Annotated in this window: 5 protein-coding genes; 1 reads left to right on the top strand and 4 read right to left on the bottom strand. The window is 43.9% G+C overall.

Annotation, left to right across the window (positions count from 1 at the left end; genetic code table 11):
* The 4 genes from B3O33_RS05020 to B3O33_RS05035 all read right to left on the bottom strand — a co-directional run.
* The coding region (locus tag B3O33_RS05020; RefSeq protein ID WP_292363124.1) for a pilus assembly protein PilP at nt 1-484 on the bottom strand (484 nt) is incomplete at its 3' end.
* A gap of 14 nt (nt 485-498) precedes the next feature.
* On the bottom strand, nt 499-1,086 hold the full coding sequence (locus B3O33_RS05025) for a type 4a pilus biogenesis protein PilO (protein WP_292361241.1): 588 nt from the start codon (nt 1,084-1,086) through the stop codon (nt 499-501).
* 2 nt (nt 1,087-1,088) lie between these two features.
* Complete coding sequence (locus B3O33_RS05030) at nt 1,089-1,649, bottom strand: PilN domain-containing protein (protein WP_292361242.1); 561 nt, start codon at nt 1,647-1,649, stop codon at nt 1,089-1,091.
* Complete coding sequence (locus B3O33_RS05035; protein ID WP_292361243.1) at nt 1,649-2,707, bottom strand: pilus assembly protein PilM; 1,059 nt, start codon at nt 2,705-2,707, stop codon at nt 1,649-1,651. The genes B3O33_RS05030 and B3O33_RS05035 overlap by 1 nt, the downstream gene beginning before the upstream one ends.
* Nucleotides 2,708-2,895: 188 nt before the next feature.
* On the opposite strand from B3O33_RS05035, the gene B3O33_RS05040 reads away from it, so the two are divergent.
* Nucleotides 2,896-3,455: transglycosylase domain-containing protein (locus B3O33_RS05040; RefSeq protein WP_292363126.1), on the top strand; the 560-nt coding region annotated here is incomplete at its 3' end.

The raw sequence follows: 3,455 nt of genomic DNA on the forward strand, positions 1-3,455 counted from the left end.
TTCCTTCAGGAACGATTTCCTTTAATGTCAACTGTGTTTCACTGATTGCAACAATCTGGCCATGGTTCCGTCCCATATAATTACCAATTTGCACGCGATGTATTGTGCTGTCCGGAGCCCGGATTAATGCCCATAAGCTTTCCTGTTCCAGAGTACCGACATATTGCAGGTCGCTCAGAGAATAATTTTCCAGAACTTCCCTTCTGCGATTTTCATTAGGTTGAATACCGTTATCAACCACTTTTTCAGGTTCCGGCTCTGGAACATCAATGACTGTAGGAACAAATGGGTCACGTAATTCAGATGCTGCATAGCTGAATTTTTCATAGGGTTTCATTACCGGGATTGGCGGAATATCCACTACCTGCCGGGCTTTCACTTCTGCCACATAGGTTTGCAGATCATCTTTTGGCGGGGAGCAGGCTGCCAGCATAAAGGTAATGGACAGCAGAATGACGTTGCGGATAAATGTTTGAGTTGTCATGGACATATTCATTATCAGTTACCTTGCTCGTCAAAGTAACGATACGTCTTGGCGGTAATATCCATGGTCATATTGCCGTTGGCTGTTAATGGTCCCATTTTGAAGTTATGCATAGTCACAATACGTGGCAGTGCCGCTATTCCACTAATAAATTCAGCAAACTGATGATAGGAACCAGTGACCCGCATAGTGATTGGCAGCTCTATATAAAAATCGATAGGCCGTTCTTCTTCGGGTTTGAATAATTCAAATTCCAATCCATTCACCAAACCTGTTCTGGAAATATCTACCAGTAGATCCGCTACCTCACTTTTACGGGGTAACTGCTGCAACATGGAAGCAAAAGAAACTTCCATTTCTTTCATCTGCTCTTTATATGCTTCCAGATTAACGGCTTTACTTTGTTTTACTTCAAAGCTTGTACGCAGTTCAGTTTCAGTTTGTTCAAGTCTTGCCAGTTCAGTACGCTTATCTTTAATCAGGAAGTAATAACCTCCACCCCAGATCACTGCACAAATCAGCAAGGCGGCAACGATTTTTCCAACCAGCGGCCATTCGCCGCTTTCATTGAAATCAATATCATTAACTGAAGGGATATCCACGCCTATTGCTCCTTATTCGTTTCAGGTTTGGACTCAGTAACTTCCAAAGTAAATTGACGAATTGCATCATCGCGGGTAGATGTACGCTGAACAACACGAAGTTTTGATTCACTAAACTCCGGATCCTTATCCAGTTGATTCATAAATACAGATACCCTGGCGTTGGTTTGTGCAACTCCCTGCACAATCAATTTATCGCCTTCGCGGCTTAAAACTTGAAGATGAATTCCTTCCGGAACTGTTCTAACCACCGAATCAAACACTTTCACAACTTTTGGTCGACTCTGTTGCAAGTCTTGAATCACCCGCATCCTGGCCAGTAGCCGATCACGTTTTTTCTCTAAGTCCTGAATTTCTTTGATCTGAATATCTAATTTGGTGATTTCCTGTTGCAGATAATTATTACGTTGATTTTGTTTATCCAGCAGTCCGTTCATATAGCTGGTAAAAACATAAAAAACCAATATCGCAAATGCCAGTGTGAGTCCCATTACGACATAAAACTGTTGCTGTCTTTCCTGGCGCTTTTCTTCACGCCATGGCAGAAGATTAATATGTGCCATTAGTCAAAGCTCCTCATGGCCAGCCCACACGCTATCATCATCGATGGGGCATCATTACTAATCGCCTGTACTTTGACTCGAGAGCCTAAAGCCATATCCGTAAATGGATTGGCCACCGATGTAGAAGTACCCGTTTCCGCCTCGACAATTTGATCAACACCTTCGATTGAGGCACAACCACCAGCAATAATGATGTGGTCTATGGATTGATACTGACTGGAGGCGGAAAAGAAGAATTGCAGGGCGCGGGTAATAGTGACGGCCATGGATCGTTTGAAGGGCTCAAGCACTTTAGGCTGATAATCATCCGGTAAGCTGCCATCTTTTTTGGCACGCCCCGCCTCCTGATAAGACATGCCATAGTAACGCTCAATATCCTCAGTGAGCATTCGACCACCAAAGGTCTGTTCCCGGGTAAAAACGATTTTGCCATTGACCAGTACGTGCAGTGTGGTCACGTTTGCCCCGACATCTGCAACGGCAACGGTTAAACCATTTCCCTGATTGGGTAATTGCCTGGCGATTAATGAAAAAGCATTTTCAACGGTATACGCTTCAACATCAACCAGGCGAGGCTTAAGTCCGGCTTTTTCCAATACATCAGTGCGGGCATCAACATTTTCCCGCCGTGAAGCGGCCAGTAACACATCTACGGCATCGGCATCCGCGGCCGAAGGCCCCAGAATTTCAAAATCCAGTCGAACTTCATCCAGTGGGTAAGGGATATAGTTTTCAGCTTCCAGCATCACATTTTCTTCCATATCCCGCTCTGATATCGAGGCGGGAAAGGAAACCACTTTGGTAATGGCTGAGTTTGCCGAAACCGCTACGGCGGCATCTTTGGATTTAGTACCTGAACGTTTCACCGCACGTTTTATCGCGCCGGCAACTTCGTCACTGTTTTCAATTCGTCCTTCTACCACAGCATTGACCGGTAAAGGCTCTACCGCATACGATTCGACGGTGTAACGATCACCCCGTTTATTAAGCTCCAACAGCTTCACAACTGAAGAACTGATGTCTATCCCTAGTAAAGGGGATTTTTTACGTCCAAACATGCATCGCCCCAATTCCATCGAAATGATGTGTGAAGTACACTTACCTTTGTAAGTTAAAGTAGTTTATTAACAATTACCAGGATGTCAACAACTAAAAATGTGACATCTTCCCGAAAAGTGATTAACTGGCATTATTACGATGTTTATATATACTCTACGGTTTTATTTTTTGCGAACCAAATAATCCAATGTCGCGACTTGTGTCACGCCTTTTTAAATGGGGCTTTACCTTTTTCATAGCTGGCCTGCTGTTTATCGCTGTCGTCTATCTGTTTTTATCTCCCAAACTGCCAAACGCAGAATCGTTGCGCACGGTGCAGTTGCAGATACCTTTACGTATTTTCAGTGAAGAAGGTCTGCTGATGGCAGAGTTTGGCGAAAAACGTCGTATACCTGTCACTTACGAAAACATTCCTCCTAAACTTATTGAAGCGTTTCTGGCTGCTGAAGATGATCGTTTTTTCCAGCATCCGGGGGTGGATTATCAAGGCTTGCTTCGGGCCGCTTATTCTTTGGCACTGACGGGTGAAAAAGCCCAGGGTGGCAGCACTATCACCATGCAGGTGGCACGTAATTTTTTCTTAAGTAACGAAAAAACCTATTTGCGCAAAATCAATGAAATCTTTCTGTCACTTGAAATAGAAAATATTCTGTCTAAAGAAGAAATTCTGGCTTTGTATCTGAATAAAATATTTCTGGGACATCGCTCATATGGCGTTGGGGCAGCTGCAGAAGTCTATTACGGAAA

It is taken from the genome of Methylophaga sp. UBA1464 (assembly GCF_002325665.1).
In the GTDB taxonomy this organism is placed as follows: domain Bacteria; phylum Pseudomonadota; class Gammaproteobacteria; order Nitrosococcales; family Methylophagaceae; genus Methylophaga.

What these genes read in the sequence shown, in the direction of transcription:
- B3O33_RS05030 (WP_292361242.1), bottom strand. Translation starts at nt 1,649, where the DNA reads ATGGCACATATTAATCTTCTGCCATGGCGTGAAGAAAAGCGCCAGGAA.
- B3O33_RS05035 (WP_292361243.1), bottom strand. Translation starts at nt 2,707, where the DNA reads ATGTTTGGACGTAAAAAATCCCCTTTACTAGGGATAGACATCAGTTCT.